This window comes from Limnohabitans sp. TEGF004 (genome assembly GCF_027924965.1).
In the GTDB taxonomy this organism is placed as follows: Bacteria; Pseudomonadota; Gammaproteobacteria; order Burkholderiales; family Burkholderiaceae_C; genus Limnohabitans.
This window is the reverse complement of sequence record NZ_AP027056.1, coordinates 2,144,439-2,164,867: the sequence shown is the minus strand read 5'-3', so window position 1 is coordinate 2,164,867 and position 20,429 is coordinate 2,144,439. Positions and strand designations below refer to the sequence as shown.

Annotated in this window: 18 protein-coding genes; 12 read left to right on the top strand and 6 right to left on the bottom strand. The window is 57.7% G+C overall.

Annotation, left to right across the window (positions count from 1 at the left end; translation table 11 throughout):
- Positions 1-4: 4 nt before the first annotated feature.
- From recJ to LINBF2_RS10525, 8 genes are all read left to right on the top strand, one after another.
- Entirely contained in the window at positions 5-1,714 is a 1,710-nt protein-coding gene (gene recJ / locus LINBF2_RS10560) for a single-stranded-DNA-specific exonuclease RecJ (RefSeq protein ID WP_281888743.1), read from the top strand.
- 29 nt (positions 1,715-1,743) lie between these two features.
- A complete protein-coding gene (locus tag LINBF2_RS10555; RefSeq protein ID WP_281888742.1) occupies positions 1,744-2,505 on the top strand; it encodes a spermidine synthase in 762 nt (253 codons plus the stop codon).
- A gap of 116 nt (positions 2,506-2,621) precedes the next feature.
- Complete coding sequence (locus LINBF2_RS10550; protein ID WP_281888740.1) at positions 2,622-3,107, top strand: tripartite tricarboxylate transporter TctB family protein; 486 nt, start codon at positions 2,622-2,624, stop codon at positions 3,105-3,107.
- 17 nt (positions 3,108-3,124) lie between these two features.
- On the top strand, positions 3,125-4,636 hold the full coding sequence (locus LINBF2_RS10545; RefSeq protein WP_281888738.1) for a tripartite tricarboxylate transporter permease: 1,512 nt from the start codon (positions 3,125-3,127) through the stop codon (positions 4,634-4,636).
- Positions 4,637-4,747: 111 nt separating this feature from the next.
- Positions 4,748-6,022, top strand: coding sequence for a DUF3422 domain-containing protein (locus LINBF2_RS10540; protein WP_281888736.1), 1,275 nt, complete (start codon positions 4,748-4,750; stop codon positions 6,020-6,022).
- Positions 6,023-6,084: 62 nt separating this feature from the next.
- Entirely contained in the window at positions 6,085-7,914 is a 1,830-nt protein-coding gene (locus tag LINBF2_RS10535) for a gamma-glutamyltransferase family protein (RefSeq protein WP_281888734.1), read from the top strand.
- The gene (locus tag LINBF2_RS10530; RefSeq protein ID WP_281888732.1) at positions 7,907-8,467 is read left to right on the top strand and encodes an EndoU domain-containing protein; all 561 of its coding nucleotides are present in this window, start codon (positions 7,907-7,909) and stop codon (positions 8,465-8,467) included. The genes LINBF2_RS10535 and LINBF2_RS10530 overlap by 8 nt, the downstream gene beginning before the upstream one ends.
- Positions 8,468-8,470: 3 nt before the next feature.
- Positions 8,471-8,884 carry a hypothetical protein gene (locus LINBF2_RS10525; RefSeq protein ID WP_281888730.1) on the top strand — a complete coding sequence of 138 codons (414 nt, stop codon included), beginning with the start codon at positions 8,471-8,473 and terminating at the stop codon, positions 8,882-8,884.
- A gap of 40 nt (positions 8,885-8,924) precedes the next feature.
- Here the strand turns inward: LINBF2_RS10525 and LINBF2_RS10520 are convergent, their stop codons facing one another.
- Positions 8,925-10,694, bottom strand: a complete 1,770-nt coding sequence (locus tag LINBF2_RS10520; protein ID WP_281888728.1) for a cation:proton antiporter — start codon at positions 10,692-10,694, stop codon at positions 8,925-8,927.
- Between the two features lie 82 nt (positions 10,695-10,776).
- On the opposite strand from LINBF2_RS10520, the gene LINBF2_RS10515 reads away from it, so the two are divergent.
- Both LINBF2_RS10515 and LINBF2_RS10510 read left to right on the top strand, forming a co-directional pair.
- The gene (locus LINBF2_RS10515; protein ID WP_281888726.1) at positions 10,777-11,685 is read left to right on the top strand and encodes a DMT family transporter; all 909 of its coding nucleotides are present in this window, start codon (positions 10,777-10,779) and stop codon (positions 11,683-11,685) included.
- Positions 11,685-12,479, top strand: coding sequence for an SDR family oxidoreductase (locus tag LINBF2_RS10510; RefSeq protein ID WP_281888724.1), 795 nt, complete (start codon positions 11,685-11,687; stop codon positions 12,477-12,479). Before LINBF2_RS10515 ends, LINBF2_RS10510 begins: the two co-directional genes overlap by 1 nt.
- Position 12,480: 1 nt before the next feature.
- On the opposite strand, the gene LINBF2_RS10505 is transcribed toward LINBF2_RS10510, so the two are convergent.
- Positions 12,481-13,401, bottom strand: a complete 921-nt coding sequence (locus tag LINBF2_RS10505) for a DMT family transporter (protein WP_281888722.1) — start codon at positions 13,399-13,401, stop codon at positions 12,481-12,483.
- Between the two features lie 112 nt (positions 13,402-13,513).
- Between LINBF2_RS10505 and LINBF2_RS10500 the strand changes: the two genes are divergently transcribed.
- Complete coding sequence (locus tag LINBF2_RS10500) at positions 13,514-14,497, top strand: quinone oxidoreductase (RefSeq protein WP_281888720.1); 984 nt, start codon at positions 13,514-13,516, stop codon at positions 14,495-14,497.
- 16 nt (positions 14,498-14,513) lie between these two features.
- Here the strand turns inward: LINBF2_RS10500 and LINBF2_RS10495 are convergent, their stop codons facing one another.
- The 4 genes from LINBF2_RS10495 to LINBF2_RS10480 all read right to left on the bottom strand — a co-directional run bounded on the left by LINBF2_RS10495 (position 14,514) and on the right by LINBF2_RS10480 (position 19,762).
- Positions 14,514-15,263, bottom strand: coding sequence for a 2OG-Fe dioxygenase family protein (locus tag LINBF2_RS10495; protein WP_281888718.1), 750 nt, complete (start codon positions 15,261-15,263; stop codon positions 14,514-14,516).
- 2 nt (positions 15,264-15,265) lie between these two features.
- Positions 15,266-15,766: a signal peptidase II gene (gene lspA, locus LINBF2_RS10490; protein ID WP_281888716.1), complete on the bottom strand. Its 501-nt coding sequence runs from the start codon at positions 15,764-15,766 to the stop codon at positions 15,266-15,268.
- Between the two features lie 12 nt (positions 15,767-15,778).
- Complete coding sequence (gene ileS, locus LINBF2_RS10485; protein WP_281888714.1) at positions 15,779-18,670, bottom strand: isoleucine--tRNA ligase; 2,892 nt, start codon at positions 18,668-18,670, stop codon at positions 15,779-15,781.
- Positions 18,671-18,787: 117 nt separating this feature from the next.
- On the bottom strand, positions 18,788-19,762 hold the full coding sequence (locus tag LINBF2_RS10480) for a bifunctional riboflavin kinase/FAD synthetase (RefSeq protein ID WP_281888712.1): 975 nt from the start codon (positions 19,760-19,762) through the stop codon (positions 18,788-18,790).
- A gap of 109 nt (positions 19,763-19,871) precedes the next feature.
- On the opposite strand from LINBF2_RS10480, the gene LINBF2_RS10475 reads away from it, so the two are divergent.
- Entirely contained in the window at positions 19,872-20,429 is a 558-nt protein-coding gene (locus LINBF2_RS10475; protein WP_281888710.1) for an HNH endonuclease, read from the top strand.

Sequence of the window (20,429 nt, the reverse complement as noted above, 5' to 3'; positions counted from 1 at the left end):
GCCCATGCAATTCATCCCACGCGACATGCCACCGCGCAGCATTTGGGCGCTGGAGCAAGCGGGCGTGCATCCGCTGTTGGCGCGCCTGTATGCCGCACGCGGCATTCAAGATGCGGCCACGCTCGACGCCTCGTTGGCGCACCTGTTGCCGCCCTCTGGTTTGAAAGGCATTGAAGCCGCCGCCGTGCTGCTGGCCGATGCGATGGCTGCCAATAAAAAACTGTGCATCGTGGCGGACTACGACTGTGACGGCGCAACTGCTTGTGCTGTGGCTCTGCGCGGTTTGCGCTTGTTGGGCGCCAAACACGTGAGCTACATCGTGCCCGACCGTGTGGTCGATGGCTATGGCCTTACGCCACCCATTGCCGAACGCGTCAAAGCCAGCGGCGCAGATGTGCTGATCACCGTGGACAACGGCATTGCCAGTGTCGAGGGCGTGGCCACGGCTCGTAAGTTGGGTTTGCAAGTGCTCGTCACCGACCACCATTTGCCTGCGGCGGTCTTGCCCGAGGCTGATGCGATCGTGAACCCCAACCAACCCGGTTGCACGTTCGAAAGCAAAGCCCTCGCCGGTGTGGGTGTGATGTTTTATGTGTTGCTCGTTTTGCGTGCGGAGCTGCGCAAGCGCGGTGTGTTCACGGCAGAACAACAGCCAAAACTAGACACCTTGTTGCCACTTGTTGCGCTGGGCACCGTGGCCGATGTGGTGAAGCTCGATGCCAACAACCGCCGTCTGGTAGCCCAAGGTTTGGCGCGTGTGCGCAAAGGTCAAATGCCTGCGGGCATGACCGCGTTGTTTGCAGCGGCCGGCCGCACCAGCGAGAAATGCATCTCACAAGATTTTGGTTTTGCAGTGGGGCCGCGCATCAATGCCGCCGGTCGTTTGTCTGACATGACGCTGGGTATTGAATGCCTCACCACCGATGACGTGGGCCGAGCCACCGAGCTGGCCACGCAGCTTGACCGCATCAACCGCGAGCGTCGCGAGATTGAAGGCGACATGCGCGAGCAAGCTTTAGAGCTGGCGCAAGAAATGTTTGACCCCGAAGAAGAGCCGCCCTCAGCCCTGTGTGTGTTCGACCCCGACTTCCATGAAGGCGTGGTGGGCATCGTGGCGGCCAAGCTCAAAGACTTGCACCACCGCCCCACGTTTGTGTTTGCGCCCAGTCAAGCCGCGGGCAAGGGGCACGAGCTCAAAGGCTCAGGCCGCTCCATCCCCGGTTTTCATTTGCGCGATGCACTCGACCTCGTGGCCAAACGCCACCCCGGTGTGTTGCTGCGCTTTGGCGGTCACGCCATGGCTGCAGGTTGCACCTTGGAAGAAGACAACCTCGCCACCTTTGAAGAAGCCTTGCAACAAGTCGCACAAGAGTGGCTCGACGAAGCCACCTTGCAACGCCGCTTAGAAACCGATGGCCCACTGCTGCCCGAATACCGCCGCCCCGAGCTGGCCGACACACTGGCTCGCGAAGTGTGGGGCCAAGGCTTTGCGCCGCCCACGTTCAGTGAAGAGGTCGAAGTGTTGGGCCAACGCTTGGTGGGTGAAAAACATTTGGCCCTCAAACTGCGCCACCACGGCCAGCCTGTGGATGGCATTTGGTTTGGCCGCGTGGACCCCTTGCCGCCGCTGGCACATTTGGCGTTCCGTCTAGAGGCAGATGAGTGGCAGGGCAACAAGCGCGTGCGCTTTGTGGTCGAAGGCATGGCTGGATAAAAAACAAAAACATAAGCATAAGCAACGCAATGGCAACCAAGAAAAAAATCCAACTCCCCGAAGTCAATTTCTCTGACTACGGCGACACCCGCTACCTGCACCTCGGCACGCCGTGGGTGCAAGGTTCGATGAACATCGACAAACCTTTTGACATCGACCTTGAATACGTGCAACGCATGATGGCGTGGCTCTTGTTTGTGGACATCGACAAAGTGGGCAAGCTGCACGCCATGCAGTTGGGGCTAGGTGCTGCATCGCTCACCAAGTTTTCGTTCAAATACCTGCGCATGAAAACAACGGCCATTGAACTCAACCCCCAAGTTGTGGCTGCGTGCCGCTTATGGTTCAAGCTGCCCGCCGACAGCGCCAAGCTGCAAGTGGTGTTGGGCGACGCTGCTGAGGTGGCCAAGCACGACCACTGGCGCGGCCAGATCGATGCACTGCAAGTCGACTTGTACGACCACGAAGCCGCGTCACCCGTGCTTGACAGTGCTGAGTTTTATGCCGATTGCCGTAGCTTGCTGACCGATGAGGGTTGCATGACGGTCAACCTATTTGGCCGCAGCTCCAGCTTTGCGCAGAGCGTGGAGAAGATGGCGGCTGCATTTGGGGCCGATGCACTGTGGGCCTTCAAGCCCACGCGCGAGGGCAACACGGTGGTGCTGGCGCAACGCACACCTAGCAGCCCCAAACGCGCCGAATTGATGGCACGTGCCGAGGCGATTCAGGCGCGTTGGCCGCTGCCAGCGACCAAGTGGCTGCGTGTGTTCAAGCCTCTCAAAGCCTTATGAGGCAAGGGTTTACCCCTGATTTTTCTTCTTCAAAAATAGGTGGAACCCACATCGGATTAGGCCCCTCTGCAACTCCATAATTCATTGCATATTTGCTTTTGAATAGAGGAGAAGAAATGATCAAAAGTCAAAAAGACTTTTTCTCCGGCCTGATGTTTACATTGGTCGGTGCTGGTTTCGCTTGGGGCGCAACCAACTACAACATCGGTACCGGCGCTCGCATGGGGCCTGGCTACTTTCCCTTGTTACTCGGCATTTTTTTGGCCGTGTTGGGTGCCTTCATCACGTTTTATTCGTTGGTGGAACACACCGAAGACGGTGAGCCCGTAGGTGCTTTTGCGTGGAAGCCCATTGTTTACATCTTGGGTTCCAACGTTGTGTTTGGCATTTTGTTGGCTGGCTTGCCCAGCTTTGGCATTCCAGCGATGGGTTTGATTGCTGCGATCTACGCCTTGGTGTTGATTGCCAGCAAAGCAGGTGATTCATTTGTCTTGAAAGACGTGCTCATCTTGGCCACCATCTTGTCAGCTGGTAGCTACTTGGCTTTCATCGTGCTGCTGAAATTGCAGATGCCTGTGTGGCCCACCTTCATCACTGGTTGAGCCGGGAGAAATAAAAAATGGATTTGATTGCAAACCTCTCACTAGGTTTTGGTGTGGCGTTCACGCCCATCAACCTCATGTATGCCTTGATCGGTTGTATCTTGGGCACGCTGATTGGCGTGTTGCCAGGCATTGGCCCAGTGGCGACCATCGCCATGTTGTTGCCTGCCACCTATGCGCTGCCCCCCGTGTCGGCGCTGATCATGTTGGCCGGTATTTATTACGGCGCCCAATACGGTGGTTCAACCACTGCGATTTTGGTGAACTTGCCTGGTGAATCGTCGTCGGTGGTGACCACCATTGACGGCTACCAAATGGCCCGCAAAGGCCGTGCAGGCCCCGCTTTGGCGGCTGCTGGCTTGGGTTCGTTCTTCGCCGGTTCTGTGGGTACGTTGATCTTGGCTGCCTTCGCGCCTCCTTTGACCGAACTCGCGTTCAAGTTCGGCCCTGCCGAATATTTCTCGCTCATGATCTTGGGCTTGGTCGGCGCGGTGGTGTTGGCTTCGGGCTCTTTGCTCAAAGCGATTGCCATGATCGTGTTGGGTCTTTTGATGGGCTTGATCGGTACCGACGTCAACTCTGGCGTGGCACGTTTCAGCTTTGACATTCCTGAACTCACCGACGGTGTGGGCTTCGTGGTGGTGGCGATGGGCGTGTTCGGTTACGGCGAGATCATCTCGAACTTGTCGCGCCCCGAAGAAGACCGCGAAGTGTTCACTGCCAAGGTGGAAGGTTTGTTCCCCACCAAGGAAGACTTCAAGAACATGATGCCTGCGGTGCTTCGTGGCACTGCCTTGGGTTCGATGCTCGGTGTGTTGCCTGGTGGCGGTGCGTTGTTGGCTGCGTTTGCCGCTTACACGATCGAAAAGAAAACCAAACTTCAACCTGGTGAAGTGCCCTTCGGTCAAGGCAACATCCGCGGTGTGGCTGCGCCTGAAGCGGCTAACAACGCAGGTGCACAAACCTCGTTCATTCCCTTGCTCACCTTGGGTATTCCACCCAACGCCGTGATGGCTTTGATGGTGGGTGCGATGACCATTCACAACATCCAACCCGGCCCACAGGTGATGACCAGCAACCCCGAGTTGTTCTGGGGTCTGATTGCCTCGATGTGGATTGGTAACTTGATGCTTGTGATCTTGAACTTGCCTTTGATCGGCATGTGGATCAAGTTGTTGTCTGTGCCTTACCGCTTCTTGTTCCCTGCCATCGTGCTGTTCTGTGCGATCGGTGTGTACTCGACCAACAACAACACCTTCGACATCTGGATGGTGGCTGGCTTTGGCTTGATTGGTTACCTCTTCATGAAGTTGGGCGTAGAGCCTGCGCCTTTGTTGCTCGGCTTCATCCTAGGGCCGATGATGGAAGAAAACCTGCGTCGCGCCTTGTTGCTGTCACGTGGTGACTGGACTGTGTTCGGTACACGTCCCTTGTCAGCTGGTTTGTTGGCGGCGGCGGCCTTGCTCTTGGTGATCGTGCTGCTGCCCTCCATCAAGTCCAAACGCGAAGAAGCCTTCGTGGAAGAGTAATTCAGTTCAAACTGTTTCACCTTCAAACGGCACCTTCGGGTGCCGTTTTTCGTTGGGGCAAGCTTGAGCTTCGTTTATATTGGCCGTTCAATGCGTTTTTGAAAGTGATCAATGATCGACCACCCCCAACGACTGGCCCTGCACAACGAAGTGCACGCACGTCCCCCAGAGCCCATGCAGGCACCGCAGGTGATTTCGCGCGTGGTCATGTGGGTGGACCGTGCCAGTGCGCAAGCGAGTCGCGACCACTTGGCGCAGTTGCTGCACGATCACCATTTACCCGCGCCTGATGCGCAGACCAACCATGTGCGCATGGATCTGGGCTCGTTTCGCCTACGTTGGGAGCTGCACACCGAGTTTGTGTCATGGACCTTCATGCGCCCTGTGAGCTCGGATGTGTTTGCGCAGGCAGAGCCCATGACAGCTGTGCAAGCTGTCCCCCAAAAATGGTTGACCCAGTTGCCTGGTGAGTGCTTGGCGCGTTTGCATGTGTGGCTTGTGCCGTCGTCTACCTTGGACATTCACACAGACATGCCCAAGGTGCTGCATGAGGACACCTTGGTTGCTTCCACCGTGGCCGAAGGGCACGGCGAGGTGTACACCGATTTTCAGTTGCACCCCGATGGCTACTCACGCATTGTGTTGTTGACAGGCTCGCTCACGCCGCGTCGTCAAGGTCGTTTAGTCCAGCAACTGTTGGAGATTGAGACCTACCGCATGGCCGCCTTGCTGGGTGTTCCCGCAGCCCGAGAGGCTTCGCAGGCGCTCGCCGATGCCGAGCGCGAGCTGGCTGCCATGGCCAACGCCATTCGCAATGCTAAAAGTGCCGACGAAGCAGGGTTGTTGGACCGTCTCACGCGTTTGGCCGGCGAAGTGGAAGGCCAATACGCCAGCACGCATTCACGCTTCTCGGCCACGCGCGCTTACTTTGAGTTGGTGGACCGCCGCATCCGTGACATTGCCGAGTCGCGCATGCCCGGCATGCAAACCATTGCTGAATTCATGGAGCGTCGTTTGTCGCCTGCACGCAGCACCTGTGACTGGGCGTCGCGCCGTCAAAACGCATTGTCTGAACGCGTCTCACGCATGAGTAACTTGTTGCGCACACGGGTCGACTTTGAACAACAACAAAGCAGCCAAGCCTTGCTCACCACCATGAACCAACGCCAAGACTTGCAACTCAAAATGCAGTCCACGGTGGAGGGTTTGTCCGTGGCGGCGATCACCTATTACTTCACGGGCTTGGTGAGCTACTTGGCCAAGGGCGCCGAGAAGGTGGGTTGGCCGTTCTCACCTGACCTGACAGCCGCTTGCGCTTTGCCGTTTGTAGGCTTGTTGGTGTGGCTGTCGATGCGACGGCTGCACAACAGAGTATTTAAGAAATGATGGATGAGCGTGTGCCTCACGCATGTCGGGCTGAATCATCTCGCAAGCGTTTCTTTCTTGACATGGGCACTTCGACTCGTTCGCACTGCTGCGTTGTGGTGGTGGTGTTGTTGGGGGCGTGCACCACGCAGCTCCACAACAACACACCACTGCAACCCGAAATCGCCACAGGGTTCACGCGCAAAGCCGATGTCGTCACCCAAAAATTTGCAGTGGCTGCGGCCAACCCCTTGGCCACACAAGCAGGCTTTGAGATGTTGAAAGCAGGCGGTTCGGCGGTCGATGCCGCCATCGCCGTGCAAATGGTGTTGGGCTTGGTCGAGCCGCAATCCAGTGGACTGGGTGGCGGTGCTTTTTTGTTGCACAGCACAGCGGGTGATGGCGCAGCAAGCAGTGCCAAAGTGCAAGCCTTTGATGGCCGTGAAACTGCCCCTGCGGCGGCTACCGAAGACATGCTGCTCAATGCCGAGGGCCAGCCTCTGGCGTTTCACGCGGCCGTGGTGGGTGGTCGCTCGGTGGGCACACCCGGCGTGTTGCGCATGTTGGCGCAAGCGCATGCCCAACACGGCAAACTGCCGTGGGCCAAATTGTTTGAGCCTGCCATTGCGTTTGCGAATCAAGGCTTTGCCATCAGCCCGCGTTTGCACGCGCAGCTCAAGGCAGATGCGTATTTGCGTTTAGACGCATCTGCACGCGCTTACTTTTACCAAGCCAATGGCGAGCCGCACGCGATCGGCCATGTGTTGCGCAACCCAGAGTTAGCCGCTGTGTTGCAACGCATCGCCCTTGAGGGCGTGCAAGCGTTTTACAGCGGCGAGGTGGCCGAGGCCGTGGTGCGCAAAGTGCAGCAGCACCCCAGCAATCCAGGACGCTTGGCATTGAGCGACTTGGCCAACTACCAAGCCAAAGAACGCACACCTGTGTGTTTTGACCATGCCGCCGCGAGCCGTGTGTACCGTGTGTGTGGTTTTCCACCGCCCAGTTCGGGCGCGATTGCCATTGGCCAAATACTGGGCATGTTGCAGCACACACCCGCATCATTGATGTCGCCCCCGACTGAGGCTGTGGATGGCACACCCGACCCGCGTTGGTTGCATCTGTATACCGAGGCCTCGCGCTTGGCCTTCGCCGACCGTGCCTTGTATGTGGCCGACCCCGACTTTGCGCCGGCCCCCAGCGGCGAATGGCAAAGCTTGCTGGCCCCTGCGTATTTGCGCGAGCGCGCCAAACTCATTCGCCCCACGGCCATGCCGCAAGCCTTGCCTGGTGTGCCCGTGCGTGCGCAACGTAGCAGCTTTGCACCCATGGTGGAGAAGCCTGAGTACGGCACCTCGCACATCAGCATCGTGGATGGATACGGCAACGCGTTGGCCATGACCACCACCATCGAAGACGCGTTTGGTTCGCGCCAAATGGTGAAAGGTTTTTTGCTCAACAACGAGCTGACCGATTTCAGCTTTACCCCGCGTGATTCGCAGGGCCGCCTTGTGGCCAACCGTGTGCAGCCCAACAAACGCCCGCGCTCGTCCATGTCGCCCACCTTGGTGTTTGACAAAGCCACGGGTCAATTGGTGATGAGTGTGGGTAGCCCCGGCGGCGCGATGATCATTCACTTCACCGCCAAAACTCTGGTGGGCGTGTTGAACTGGGGCCTGAGCCCGCAGCAAGCCATTGCGTTGCCCAACTTTGGCAGCGTGGGCGGCCCACTGGTGTTGGAAGGCGGGCGCTTTGCGCCTGCTACCCTTGCGGCCTTGCGCGAGCGCGGCCACGAGGTGAGGGAACTTGCATTGACCAGCGGCTTGCAAGCCGTGGTCAAACAAAACAGAAATGAAAAATTCGTGTGGGTGAGCGGCGCTGACCCACGACGTGAAGGTGAGGTGATGGGTGAATAAATTGATTCGTGTTGGATTGGCTTTGGTGATCGTCGCGCTGTCGGCGTTCTTTTCTTACAAAGGGTCGCACAGTTCATCGAACACAGCGTCGCATGAAAAAGCCAAGTCAGTGGCCGTGGCTCAAGAGGCCATGCCTGCCAGCAACTCCCCCATTGATTTCAAACACATCATCGGTGCAGATTACAAACGTCGCACCGGTGAGCCCACAGGCGGCCACACCTTGCTCAATGGCGATGTGCGCGTGATTGAAGGCAGTGCTTCTTCCCCTGATGCCACCGGCGTGTACCGCGCCCAAGTGCAAATGGCAGACCCACAGCGTGCAGGCCAGTGGATTACCAAGACCGATCGCAACGGCAACCCCATGCCCAACACCATGTTCCCCAAAGATTGGACCGCTGAGCAAGTGGTGAGCGAGGTGAATGCCGCATGGTTCAGCCCCACCAAAACCATTCGTGGTGAGAAATGGAGCGCGCTCACGCCCAGCGGTGTGCGTGTGGAAGGTTATCTAGAACCACGCGTCACGGCGTATCCCGTGTACAGCAAACGCCACTGATCCATGTCACTGCGTTGCTTCATCCAAACACAAGCGCCTGTGCCCGGCAGCGCCGCACAGCCCGTGCACTACCCCGCGTGTGAGTGGGTGAGTGACGACGGCACGGGAGACCACCAGCATCCGCTCAACCGCTTTGTGTGCAGTTGGTTGACCAGTGACATGGCTGACGTGGCGCACTGCGATGAGGTGCTACACGCGATGACGCAAATCGAAGATGGCGCGCGAGAAAAATGGTTTGTCGATGGCGATGCTTTCAATGTGGACATGGCCATCAACGGCGTGCAGTTCAATCAGAGCAATGTGGATTCAGATGACTTGGCGTATTGGAACCAGCCTGATGGGCGATTCACTTGGCCTGAAGTGAAGGCCATGTTGCTCGCATGGCGTGATTTTTTGGCACAGCCAATCAAGCATTGATTCGTGTGCGCGGCACCCAAGTTGCCGCACATCCGCTACGTCAACGCGGTTCCGTATCCCCCAACCCCTCTTTGTGCTTGAGCACATCGCGCATCAGCGCATAGCGCGTCATACGTTGGCCTTGCACCAAGCGAATCACACGTTTGAGGGGAATGCCAATGTGGGCCAAGGTTTGGCTGGCCAGCATGAGGCTGCCTTCAATCACTTCGGGCACCACTTCGGCGGCACCTGCTGCGCGCAGGTCTTCGAGGTGTTCGTCGTCATGGGTGCGCACGATCACAGGTACATGCGGTGCGTGTTCTTTGACCCATGCCAACACCTTGAGCGCCGAGGGTAGGTCGGGGTAAGTCACCGCCACCGCAGAGGCACGTACCAAGCCTGCGGACATGAGGCTTGAGAAACGGGTGGCGTCGCCCAGCTCCACATGGTGGCCATGGTCGCGGCCCATTTGCACTTGATCGGGGTCAGAGTCGAGGGCCACGTAGGGAATGTTTTCGAGCTTGAGTAAGTCCACCAAGTTGTGGCCGCTGCGACCATAGCCGCACACGATGACGTGGTTTTCTACCTTGAGCGATCGCTGCGCCATGCCGGTGAGGGCCAGCGATTGCAGCAGCCAGTCGTTGCTGATGAGGCGGTTGACGATGCGATCGGCATTCATCACCAAGAAGGGCGTGGCAATCATCGATAACACCATCGACGCCAAGATGGGGCTCATCCACGCGGCGGGGATGAGCGCGTTTTGCAGGCCCAGTGTCAACAGCACAAAACCGAATTCACCCGCTTGCGCCAAGTACAACGAGGTGCGTAGGCTCACGCCCGCAGGCGCACCGGTGATGCGGGCCAACACAAACACCAAACCTGCTTTGAGGAACAAAGGCACGATGGACAGCAACAGCACCCAGCCCCAGCTGTCAATCAACACTTCCCAATCGAGCTTCATGCCGATGGTGATGAAGAACAAGCCCAGCAACACATCGTGGAAGGGCCGAATATCTGCCTCCACCTTGTGTTTGAAATCGGTTTCGGCAATCAACATACCGGCTAAGAAGGCGCCCATGGCCAGCGACAAACCGGCCAGCTCGGTGAGCCATGCCAAACCCAGCGTCATGAACAAGAGGTTGAGCATGAACAGCTCATCGCTCTTGCGGCGCGCCACCAAGTGCAACCAACTGCGCATCACACGTTGGCCACCCCACAACAGCAAGCCCACCAGCACCGCCGCTTTGAGCATGGCGATCGACAAAACTTTCCACAGGTTGTGTTCACCCATGTCGGCCAGTGCGGGGATGAGCACCAAGAGCGGCACCACGGCCAAATCTTGAAACAACAACACGCCCATCACGCGTTGGCCGTGGGGGGATTCCATCTCGACACGGTCAGCCATGAGCTTGACCACGATGGCAGTGCTGGACATGGCCAGCGCACTGCCGAGTGCCAAGGCCGCTTGCCAGCTCAAACGCCAGATGTAGCCCAATTCTTTGAGCGCAAAGCCCACAGCGAGGTTGAACAACAAAGCACCCACCAGCGTGAGCACCACTTGGCCCAGTCCCAAACCAAACACCAACTTGCGCATGCGCATGAGTTTGGGCAGGTTGAACTCCAACCCGATGACGAACATCAAAAACACCACGCCAAACTCTGCCAAGTGTTCAATTGCCGCCGAGTCGTTGGCCAGCGCCAAAGCGTTGGGTCCAATCACCACGCCCGCAAACAAATAGCCCAACATGGCAGGCAAATGCAACAGACGACACCCCACCACGCTGACCACGGCAGCGCACAAATACAGCAGGGTGAGTTCAAGGGATGACATACCCCCCAATGGTACCGAGCGTTTGTGACACGCCCGTGCTTATTGCTCACATAAACTCACGACTTACTGGTGATTTTTACGAATGAATTCTGTCCAACGTCCTGCTTTGTCAGGTCTTCTTCTTGCCTCTGCGGGTGCCATTGCATTCAGCGGCAAAGCCATCATCATCAAGCTGTCTTATGTGTACGGGGTCGATGCCGTGACGGTCATCATGTACCGCATGCTGTTTGCATTGCCGTTTTTCATTGCCATGGGTTTGTGGGCTGAGCGTCAAGCCATTGCGCGCGAAAACCCGCTGACACGTCGCGATGTGATTGACATCGTGGGCCTTGGCTTCGTGGGTTACTACTTGTCGAGCTACCTTGATTTCTTGGGCCTGCAATACATCACGGCCAGCCTTGAGCGACTCATCCTGTACCTCAACCCCACGTTGGTGATGTTGCTGGGATGGGTGCTGTACAAGAAACCGATTCGCCCCATTCGCATCTTGGCGATGGGGGTGAGTTACTGCGGTGTGTTGTTGGTGTTTGCGCATGAGCTCACACTGTCGGGTGCCAACGTGGCCTTGGGCGGTGGATTGATTTTGGCCAGCGCCATCAGCTACGCCGTGTATTTGCTGTACAGCGGTGAGTTGGTGCAGCGCATCGGCTCGTTGCGCTTGGTGGGTTGGGCCACCAGCGTGGCGTGCCTGTGCTGCATTGCGCAGTTCTTGTTGTTGCGCCCCTTGTCTGCGGCGGCGGTACCTGTGGAGGTGCTGTGGTTGGGGGTGCTGAACGCGGTGGCTTGTACTGTGGCCCCTGTGTTGATGGTGATGATGGCGATTGAGCGCATCGGCGCAGCGTTGACCGCACAAACCGGCATGATTGGCCCCATGTCTACCATTGCACTAGGCGTGTTGCTGTTGGACGAACCATTGAACGTATGGATTGGTGCAGGCACACTGCTTGTGGTGAGTGGCGTATTTATTGTTTCGAAGTATGGGAGTAAGTGATGGATTTAGGTCTCAAAGGTAAATGGGCATTGGTGGGTGGCGCAAGCAAAGGGTTGGGCTTTGGCTGTGCGCAGTCACTCGCACGCGAAGGCGTCAACGTGGTCATCGTCGCGCGCGGTGCTGAGGCGTTAGAAGCTGCTGCGACAGAGCTGCGCAAACTGGGCACCACCATCCTCGCTGTGGCGGTTGACATCACCACCGAGCAAGGTCGCGAAGCCATTTGGTCCGTCGCAGGTGGACCTGGTAAAAACTTTGACATCGTGGTGACCAATGCAGGTGGCCCGCCACCCGGTGACTTCCGCAACTGGGAGCGCGACGATTGGATGAAAGCGGTGGACGCCAACATGCTCACGCCGATTGAGCTGATCAAAGCCACGGTCGATGGCATGGCAGAGCGAGGTTTTGGCCGCATCATCAACATCACGTCGAGCGCGGTGAAAGCGCCCATCGACATCTTGGGCTTGTCCAATGGTGCGCGTTCAGGTTTGACGGGTTTTGTGGCGGGCGTGGCTCGCACACAAAAATTGGCGGCCAACAATGTGACCATCAACAACTTGCTGCCCGGTGCGTACGACACCGACCGACTCAAGGGCACCATGAAAGGTGCCGCAGAAAAAACGGGTCAATCTGTGGATGCCGTGGCCGAGGCACGCAAGAGAACCATTCCTGCCCAACGCTTTGGCAACCCACAAGAGTTTGGTGATACCTGCGCGTTTTTGTGCTCGGCACAAGCGGGATACATGACGGGCCAAAACATCTTGACCGATGGTGGCGCTTACGCGGGCACGTTCTGAGTTACTTGCGTGACGACACCACAATGCCGCCAATGATCAGCACAAATGCTGCCGCGTGATACAGCTGCGGCATTTCGCCCAACACCAAGGCTGACAAGGTGGCGGTGAACACGGGGATGAGGTTCACAAAAAAGCCCGCAATATTGGGCCCTACGTTTTGCACGCCTAGGCCCCAAAAGCGATAGGCCAACACCGCTGGACCGACTGATACATAAACCAGCGCAGCCACCAACGGCCAACTCCAGCTGATATGAGCATCGGCAATGCCCGTCAGGCCCGCCCACTCTGCGCCACTGAACGCGGCTGACCAGAACAAGCCAAATACCATTTGCGCCATCAGGAAGTTGGCCCAGTTGCTTCGCGCCTCGGCGGGCTCTTGGGTGCCAGACAACAACCAGCTGTACCAAGACCAAGCCGCTGTGGCCATGAGCACAAATACATCGCCGATCACCAAATGCACGTTGGCCAGTGCCTGCCAGTCACCACGACACAGCACCACCATCACACCGAGTATCGACAGAACTGCACCCGTCATTTGCCGCTTGCGCACGGTTTGCTTGAAGAACAACGCGCCCACCAGCAGCATGAACACGGGCATGCTCGACCCGACCAAAGTCACGTTGATGGGCGTGGAGGTTTGCAGCGCCAAATACAGAAAGCTGTTGTACAAGCCCACGCCCAGCAGGCCTAGCAAGGTGTAGCGCTTCCAGTGCGCCCACAAGGGGCTGTCGCGGCGCAACAAGTTGTGCGCCAAGGGCAGCACCAGCAAAAAGGCCAAAGCCCAGCGAAAGAAATTGAGTGTGATGGGAGGAATTTGGTCCGCAATCATGCGGCCAATCACGGCGTTGCCCGCCCACAAAAGGGGAGGGATCAATAAAAGCGCCGCATTGCGCGGCGTGAGGGCGTGAGGAACAACTGACATAAGGGCAGGACTGTACCCGAGGCCCCCAATAACCTGTGCGACAGGAGAGGCACCCATTTCATGGCAGGATTCAGCGTCTGAAAAATTTCACCTATATCTGGAGCATCACCCCATGACCAAAGCAGTCATTATCGAAAAAAACGGCGGCCCTGAAGAGCTCAAGCTCATTGACGTGACCGTGGGCCAGCCTGGCCCAGGCGAGATTCGCATTCGCCACAAAGCCGTTGGCCTGAACTTCATCGACGTGTACCAACGCAGCGGCGTGTATGCACTGCCTATGCCTTTGCACTTGGGCATGGAAGCTTCAGGCATCATCGAAGCCGTGGGCGAAGGCGTGACCCATTTGAAAGTGGGCGACCGCGCTGCTTATGCCAGCCAGCCACCCGGCAGCTACTGCGAAGAGCGCGTGATGCCCGCCAAGTGCGTGTGCAAATTACCAGATGCCATTTCGTTTGAAACCGGCGCAGCCATGATGCTCAAAGGTTTGACCGCGCAATATTTGTTGAAGCGCACCTTGCCACAAGGCGGCTTGCACAAAGGTGACTTCATCTTGTTCCACGCAGCCGCTGGCGGTGTGGGCCTGATTGCTTGCCAATGGGCTAAGGCCTTGGGCTATCAACTGATTGGTACGGCTGGCAGCGATGCCAAGTGCGAATTGGCCAAGGCCAATGGCGCAGCCCACGTCATCAACTACAACACAGAAGACTTCTTGGTGCGCGTGAAAGAAATCACAGGCGGCAAGGGCGTGAAAGTGGTTTACGACTCGGTGGGTAAAGACACATGGGACAAATCACTGGACTGCATCGCACCGTTTGGTTTGATGGCGAGCTTTGGTAACGCTTCCGGTGCACCAGCACCCATCGCCCCCGGCATCTTGGGCCCCAAAGGTTCGATCTACCTCACACGTCAAACCTTGTTCAGCCACATCGTCACGCGCGAAAGCACGCAAGAAATGGCAGACGATTTGTTTGAAGCCGTGACCAGCGGCAAGGTGAAGATCCACATCGACCAAACTTACCCCTTGGCCGACATTGCCCAAGCGCACCGCGACTTGGAAGCCCGCAAGACCACGGGTTGCACCATCATCACTTTGTGATGACAGCGCAGGGGTTTCAGGCGCTGGGTTCGGCGTCCTGAAACTTGTCTGCGCGGCAGGTGAGCACAAGCGTATCGCGATGACCGCCCTCAGCCAATGGCTGAATGGGCGTGCTTTCGTGAATCATGCGGGTGTCGTCTAACAACATCAATGACCAAGGCTCGCTCAGCGTGAAGCGCTCGCCTTGTGGGCCGTTGGCTTCAAACACGCGGGTCTCGCCGCCTTTGATGTCGGTGCGGTTGACCATGAACACCGCCACAAAATCCACGCCATCGCGATGTGCGCCTTCGGGTGTGGGGCGACCAATGCCGTCAGTGGTGTCGATGCGGAACTGATGCGCTTCGATGCACCACTTGGTGAGAGGTGTACCGCGTACTTCGCTTGCTGTTTTGGCTAAGGCTGTGAGTAGCTTGTTCCACGCAGGTGTTGCCACTGTGGCCTCGTGCATGGGTTCAAACCAACGCTCCATGCCGCCGTGCAGTGCGTTGTAGTCGAGCGACTGCCAATGTGCACGATGTGGCACTTGGCTGAGTGAGTTGTGTTCAAACACAAAGCTGCTGTGCAAACGGCGGCGGTAGCGGCCACCGTCTTTGAGGTAGTTGTCGGGCGGCATATCGTCCCAGTCGGGCGACAGGGCTTGTAGCTCGCTCAATGTACATCCCGCCCATTCAGCCACGCTGGCAGCACTTAGCATGCCGTAGCCTTTGTGTGCAATGGCAGAGTTCAGTTCGGCAATGCCAACTGTTTTTGGGGGAAGTATTTGCATGTTTAGTTTCCGCGGCGCACGCGCAGCACTTCATCCAAGATGAGGCAGGCCGCGCCCACGGTGATGCCGCTGTCGGCAATGTTGAACGCTGGGAAGTGAATGCCGGCGTAATAAAAATCTAGAAAGTCCACCACGTAGCCATACAACACGCGATCAATCACATTACCCACTGCGCCACCCAAGATGCAGGCGATGGCAAAACCAAACAGTTTTTGTCCTGGGTGTTTTTTCAACATCCACACCATGGCGATGGTGGCCACCACGCCAAGGCCGGTGAAGAACCATCGCTGCCAGCCGCCCGCCGTGGCGAGGAACGAAAACGCAGCGCCTTCGTTGTGCACGCGCACGATGTTGAAAAAACTTGTGACCGGAAAACCTTCACCCAGCTGATACGTGCTGACCATCAAAACCTTGGTGAACTGATCGGCGATCAACACCACAGCGGCTAGCCCTAGCCACACCCAGTAAGAGGTGGTGTTGCGAATGAAGGTGTGGCGTGCCATGTGTAGCTTTCTTTAAGCGAAGTGACGCACTTCACCGTCACCGTGCAAGTTGCTGTCGCAACGGCCGCAGAGTGTGGGGTGAGCGGAGTTATGGCCAACGTCGTCGCTGTAGTGCCAGCAACGCTCGCACTTGGTGGCTTCGCTGGCTTTGACTTCAACGGTCAAACCTGCGCCTGCAACCTTCACCAAAGAAACCTTTGATGTGATGAACACAAACTTCAAGTCGTCGCCCAATGAGGCCAACGCGTCATACGCAGCGTCATCGCAGTGAATGATGAGTTCAGCTTGCAGTGACGCACCCACAGATCCTTCTGTGCGTTTGTCTTCGATTTTTTTGTTAGCGATTTCGCGAATTTGTTGGATGTTGCCCCACTTGTCCATCAACGCTGCATTGCTTGCGCCAAGGTTGGTGAATGTCTCCAAGAAGATCGACTCAGACTTGCCAAACGTGGTCCACGCTTCTTCAGCGGTGAAGCTGAGGAATGGAGCCATCCAACGCAGCATGGCGTGGGTGATTTGGTGCAACGCAGTTTGTGCGCTGCGACGTGCGAGTGACTTAGGCGCTGTGGTGTACAGGCGGTCTTTGAGCACGTCCAAATAGAACGCGCCCAAATCTTCCGAACAATACAGCTGCAACTTCGACACCACGGGGTGGAACTCATACGCATCGAAGTGCGCGCGAATGTCGGCTTGCACTTGCGCAGCGCGTGACAACGCGTACTTGTCGATTTCCAATAAGTCGTCAAACGCCACGGCGTCTTTGGTTGGGTCAAAGTCGCTCACGTTGGCGAGCAAGAAGCGCAGCGTGTTGCGAATGCGGCGGTACGCATCGACCACGCGGGCCAAGATTTTGTCGTCGATGTTCAGGTCGCCCGAGTAGTCGGTGCTGGCCACCCACAAGCGCACGATTTCTGCGCCCATCTTGTCGCTCACTTCTTGCGGCGCGACGGTGTTGCCCAAGCTCTTGCTCATCTTGCGGCCTTGGCCGTCGGTGGCAAAGCCGTGGGTCAGCAGGCCTTTGTAGGGGGCTCGGTCGTACAAGGCGCAGCCGAGCAACAGCGAGCTGTGGAACCAGCCGCGGTGTTGGTCGTGGCCTTCTAAATACAAATCAGCTTCTGGGCCTTGGTCATGGTGCGGTGCGCGGTCGTACGCGTCTTTGTGGCTGCCGCGCAGCACGTGTTGGAAGGTCGAGCCAGAGTCAAACCACACTTCCAAGATGTCGGTGCTCTTGGTGTAGCTGGCTGCGTCGTCGCCGGGCTGGTTGAGGATGTCTTCCACCGTCACGCGGCTCCATGCTTCGATGCCGCCTTTTTCAACGATGTCGGCTGCTTGGTCCATGATGGCCATGGTGCGTGGGTGCAACTCGCCGCTGTCTTTGTGCAAGAAGAACGGCACGGGCACACCCCAGCTGCGTTGGCGCGAGATGCACCAGTCGGGACGGTTGGCAATCATGTCGCGCAAACGTGCGCGGCCGTTTTCTGGGTAGAAGTGCGTTTGGTCAATCGCGTGCAACGCGAGTTCGCGCAGCGACTTGCTTGACTTGTCGGTGATGAACTTGCCCGTGGTTTTTTCGGTGGTGCTGTCAAACGCATCCATGCGGATGAACCACTGCGCCGCTGCGCGGTAGATGACAGGTGTTTTGTGACGCCAGCAATGTGGGTAGCTGTGCGTGATGGTTTGTGTGGCCATCAAGCGGCCTGCGTTTTGCAAGGTTTCCAGAATGACGGGCACAGCTTTCCAAATGTGCTGGCCACCGAACAACGGGAAGTCAGCGGCATACGCGCCGTTGCCTTGCACGGGGTTCAAGATGTCGGTGTACTTCATGCCGTTGGCCATGCATGAGTTGAAGTCATCCACGCCGTAGGCAGGTGCGCTGTGCACGATGCCTGTGCCGTCGCTCTCGCCCACGTAGTCGGCCAAGAACACGGGGGCGGTACGTTTGTAGCCAGCGTCCACATGTGACAGTGGGTGGTTGAACTCAATAAGTCCGAGCTTATTGCCCGTGGCTGTGGCCACCACTTTGCCTTCGAGCTTCCAACGCTCCAAACATTTCTCGACCAACGAAGCTGCGCACAAGAACAAACCACGCTCGGTGTCGACCAAGGCGTAGTTGATTTCGGGGTGCATGTTGAGCGCTTGGTTGGCAGGGATGGTCCACGCGGTGGTGGTCCAGATGACTGCAAACGCTTCTTTGTAGAGCTTGGGCAAACCAAACGCAGCAGCTAGTTTTTCGGGCTGGGCGCACAAGAAAGCCACGTCGAGCGTGTCGCTCTTCTTGTCGGCGTATTCAATTTCAAACTCGGCCAAAGATGAGCCGCAGTCAAAACACCAGTACACGGGCTTCAGGCCACGGTACACAAAGCCACGTTCCATCACGCGTTTGAAGGCGCGCAGTTGGCCGGCTTCGTTGGCAGGGTCCATGGTGCGGTAGGGGCGCTCCCAGTCCCCCAACACGCCCAAGCGTTTGAAGTCTTCGCGTTGTTGGTCAATTTGCTCGGTGGCGAATGCGCGGCTCTTGGCCTGCATGTCGTCGCGGCTGAGTTTGCGACCGTGTAGTTTTTCGATGGCGTTCTCGATGGGCAAACCGTGGCAGTCCCAGCCGGGAATGTATTGCGCGTCAAAGCCGCCCAATTGCTTGGACTTGACGATCATGTCCTTCAGCACTTTGTTCAGTGCGTGGCCGATGTGCAGTTTGCCGTTGGCGTAGGGCGGGCCGTCGTGCAGCACAAACAGCGGTGCACCTTGGCGAGCCACGCGCAGTTTTTTGTACAAGCCTTGCTCGTTCCATTGCTTGGCCCAAGCGGGTTCGCGTTTGGGCAAGTCGCCACGCATGGGGAACGGGGTGTCCATCATGTTTAGCGTGGAACGGTAGTCCGTGGAAGTTGGGGTGGCTTTGTCTGTCATGGCTATCTCAGGTCGGAGGCATTAAGAGGGGGCTGGCTGCTAAACCCAAAAGCGGGGCAGCTCGCTAAATCAGGCAGATGCGGGGCAATGTGCAGCAAGAGGGGGCTGCACGCCCCGTCAAATTCGGGCTGCGAGCCAGGCGCGTGCATCGTCGCAGTCTTTGTGTATGCCTTGCATCAAGGCGTCCAGACCGTCGTACTTCAGCTCGTCGTGTAATTTGTGCAGCAGTTCCACGCGGATGATTTTACCGTAGCCCCCCTCAGCGCCTAGGCTGGCGGGCCAGTCGAGGCAATGGGTTTCTAGCAGCACGCGGCCGCCGTTCACATCGGTCGGGTCAAGCGAGGGGCGAATGCCCAAATTGGCCACGCCGGCCAAGGGCTGGTCGGCCAAGCCATGCACTTGCACCACGAAGATGCCGCTGGCGGCGGGCTTCCAATGACTAAAGCGCAGATTGAGTGTGCGGCAGTTCAGCTCGCGGCCCAGTTTGCGGCCATGCACCACATGACCCGAAATGGCATAGGGGCGGCCCAGCAACTGCGCCACCTCTTGCATCGCGCCGCGGCCCATGGCCTCGCGCACGGCAGAGCTGGACACGCGCAGGTTTTTCACCTCGTAGCTGTTCATGCGAGCCACATCAAAACCGTGGGATGTGCCTGCGGCGTCGAGCATTGCGTAGTCGCCCGCACGTTTGGCCCCAAAGCGGAAGTCGTCACCCACCAGCACGTATTTCACGCCGAGGCCTTTGACCAGCACGTCTTCGATGAAAGCCTGTGGCTCTTGCGAGGCAAAGCTTTGGTCAAACGGCAGCACCACGCATTGGTCTACACCGCAAGCTGCCAGCTCGTTGAGCTTGTCGCGCAGGGTGGCGATGCGGGCGGGGGCGAGGTCGGGCTGTTGGTGCTGCTTGGCGAAGAAGTCGCGGGGGTGCGGCTCGAACGTCATCACGCAACTGGGCACGCCACGGTGACGTGCCTCATTTTTCAGCAGGGCCAGCATGGCTTGGTGGCCACGGTGCACGCCGTCAAAGTTGCCAATCGTCAGCGCACAGGCTGAAGCCAACTGGGGGTGATGAAAACCTCGAAAAATTTGCATGGTTTGAGTGTGGGGCGACGAACATAAAACTGTCACCCAATAAAGGTATATTGTCAGCGATAGATGTGCATTCCCGATCGGTCGTTTTAGAAGCGAATGGAGGTGAGGTGTGAAGGTCTTGAAACTGTCTGCCCAAGGGCTACCGCAGTCGTGGATATCGCTGGAAGAGGCGGTCCTCCATTACGCGGCCGACGAAGTGCGCTGGGAATCTGGCGGCGAGGTGGCGGTGTTTCATGGCGGCACCAATGCCATCACGGGCCAGCAGTCGATCATCACGGTCAACAGCATCATCGGCACGAAAGGTGTGCCCAACATCAACCCGTTTGATTTGAAATCGGGCCTGACCAACGACAAGCTCTTTAGCCGCGACCGCAACGTTTGCGCCTACTGCGGCGACCATTTCCACGAATCAGAACTCACGCGTGAGCACATTCGCCCCATTGGCCAACGCGGCCCAAACACGTGGATGAATGTGGTGACGGCGTGCAAATCGTGCAACCACCGCAAGGGCAACCGCACGCCCGAGCAAGCGCGTATGCCTCTCTTGTACACACCTTATGAGCCATCGTTGTGGGAGGACTTCATCCTTCGTAACCGCCGTATCTTGGCGGACCAGATGGAGTTTTTGATGGCGCATGTGCCTAAGAGTTCTCGGCTTTTGGCATGA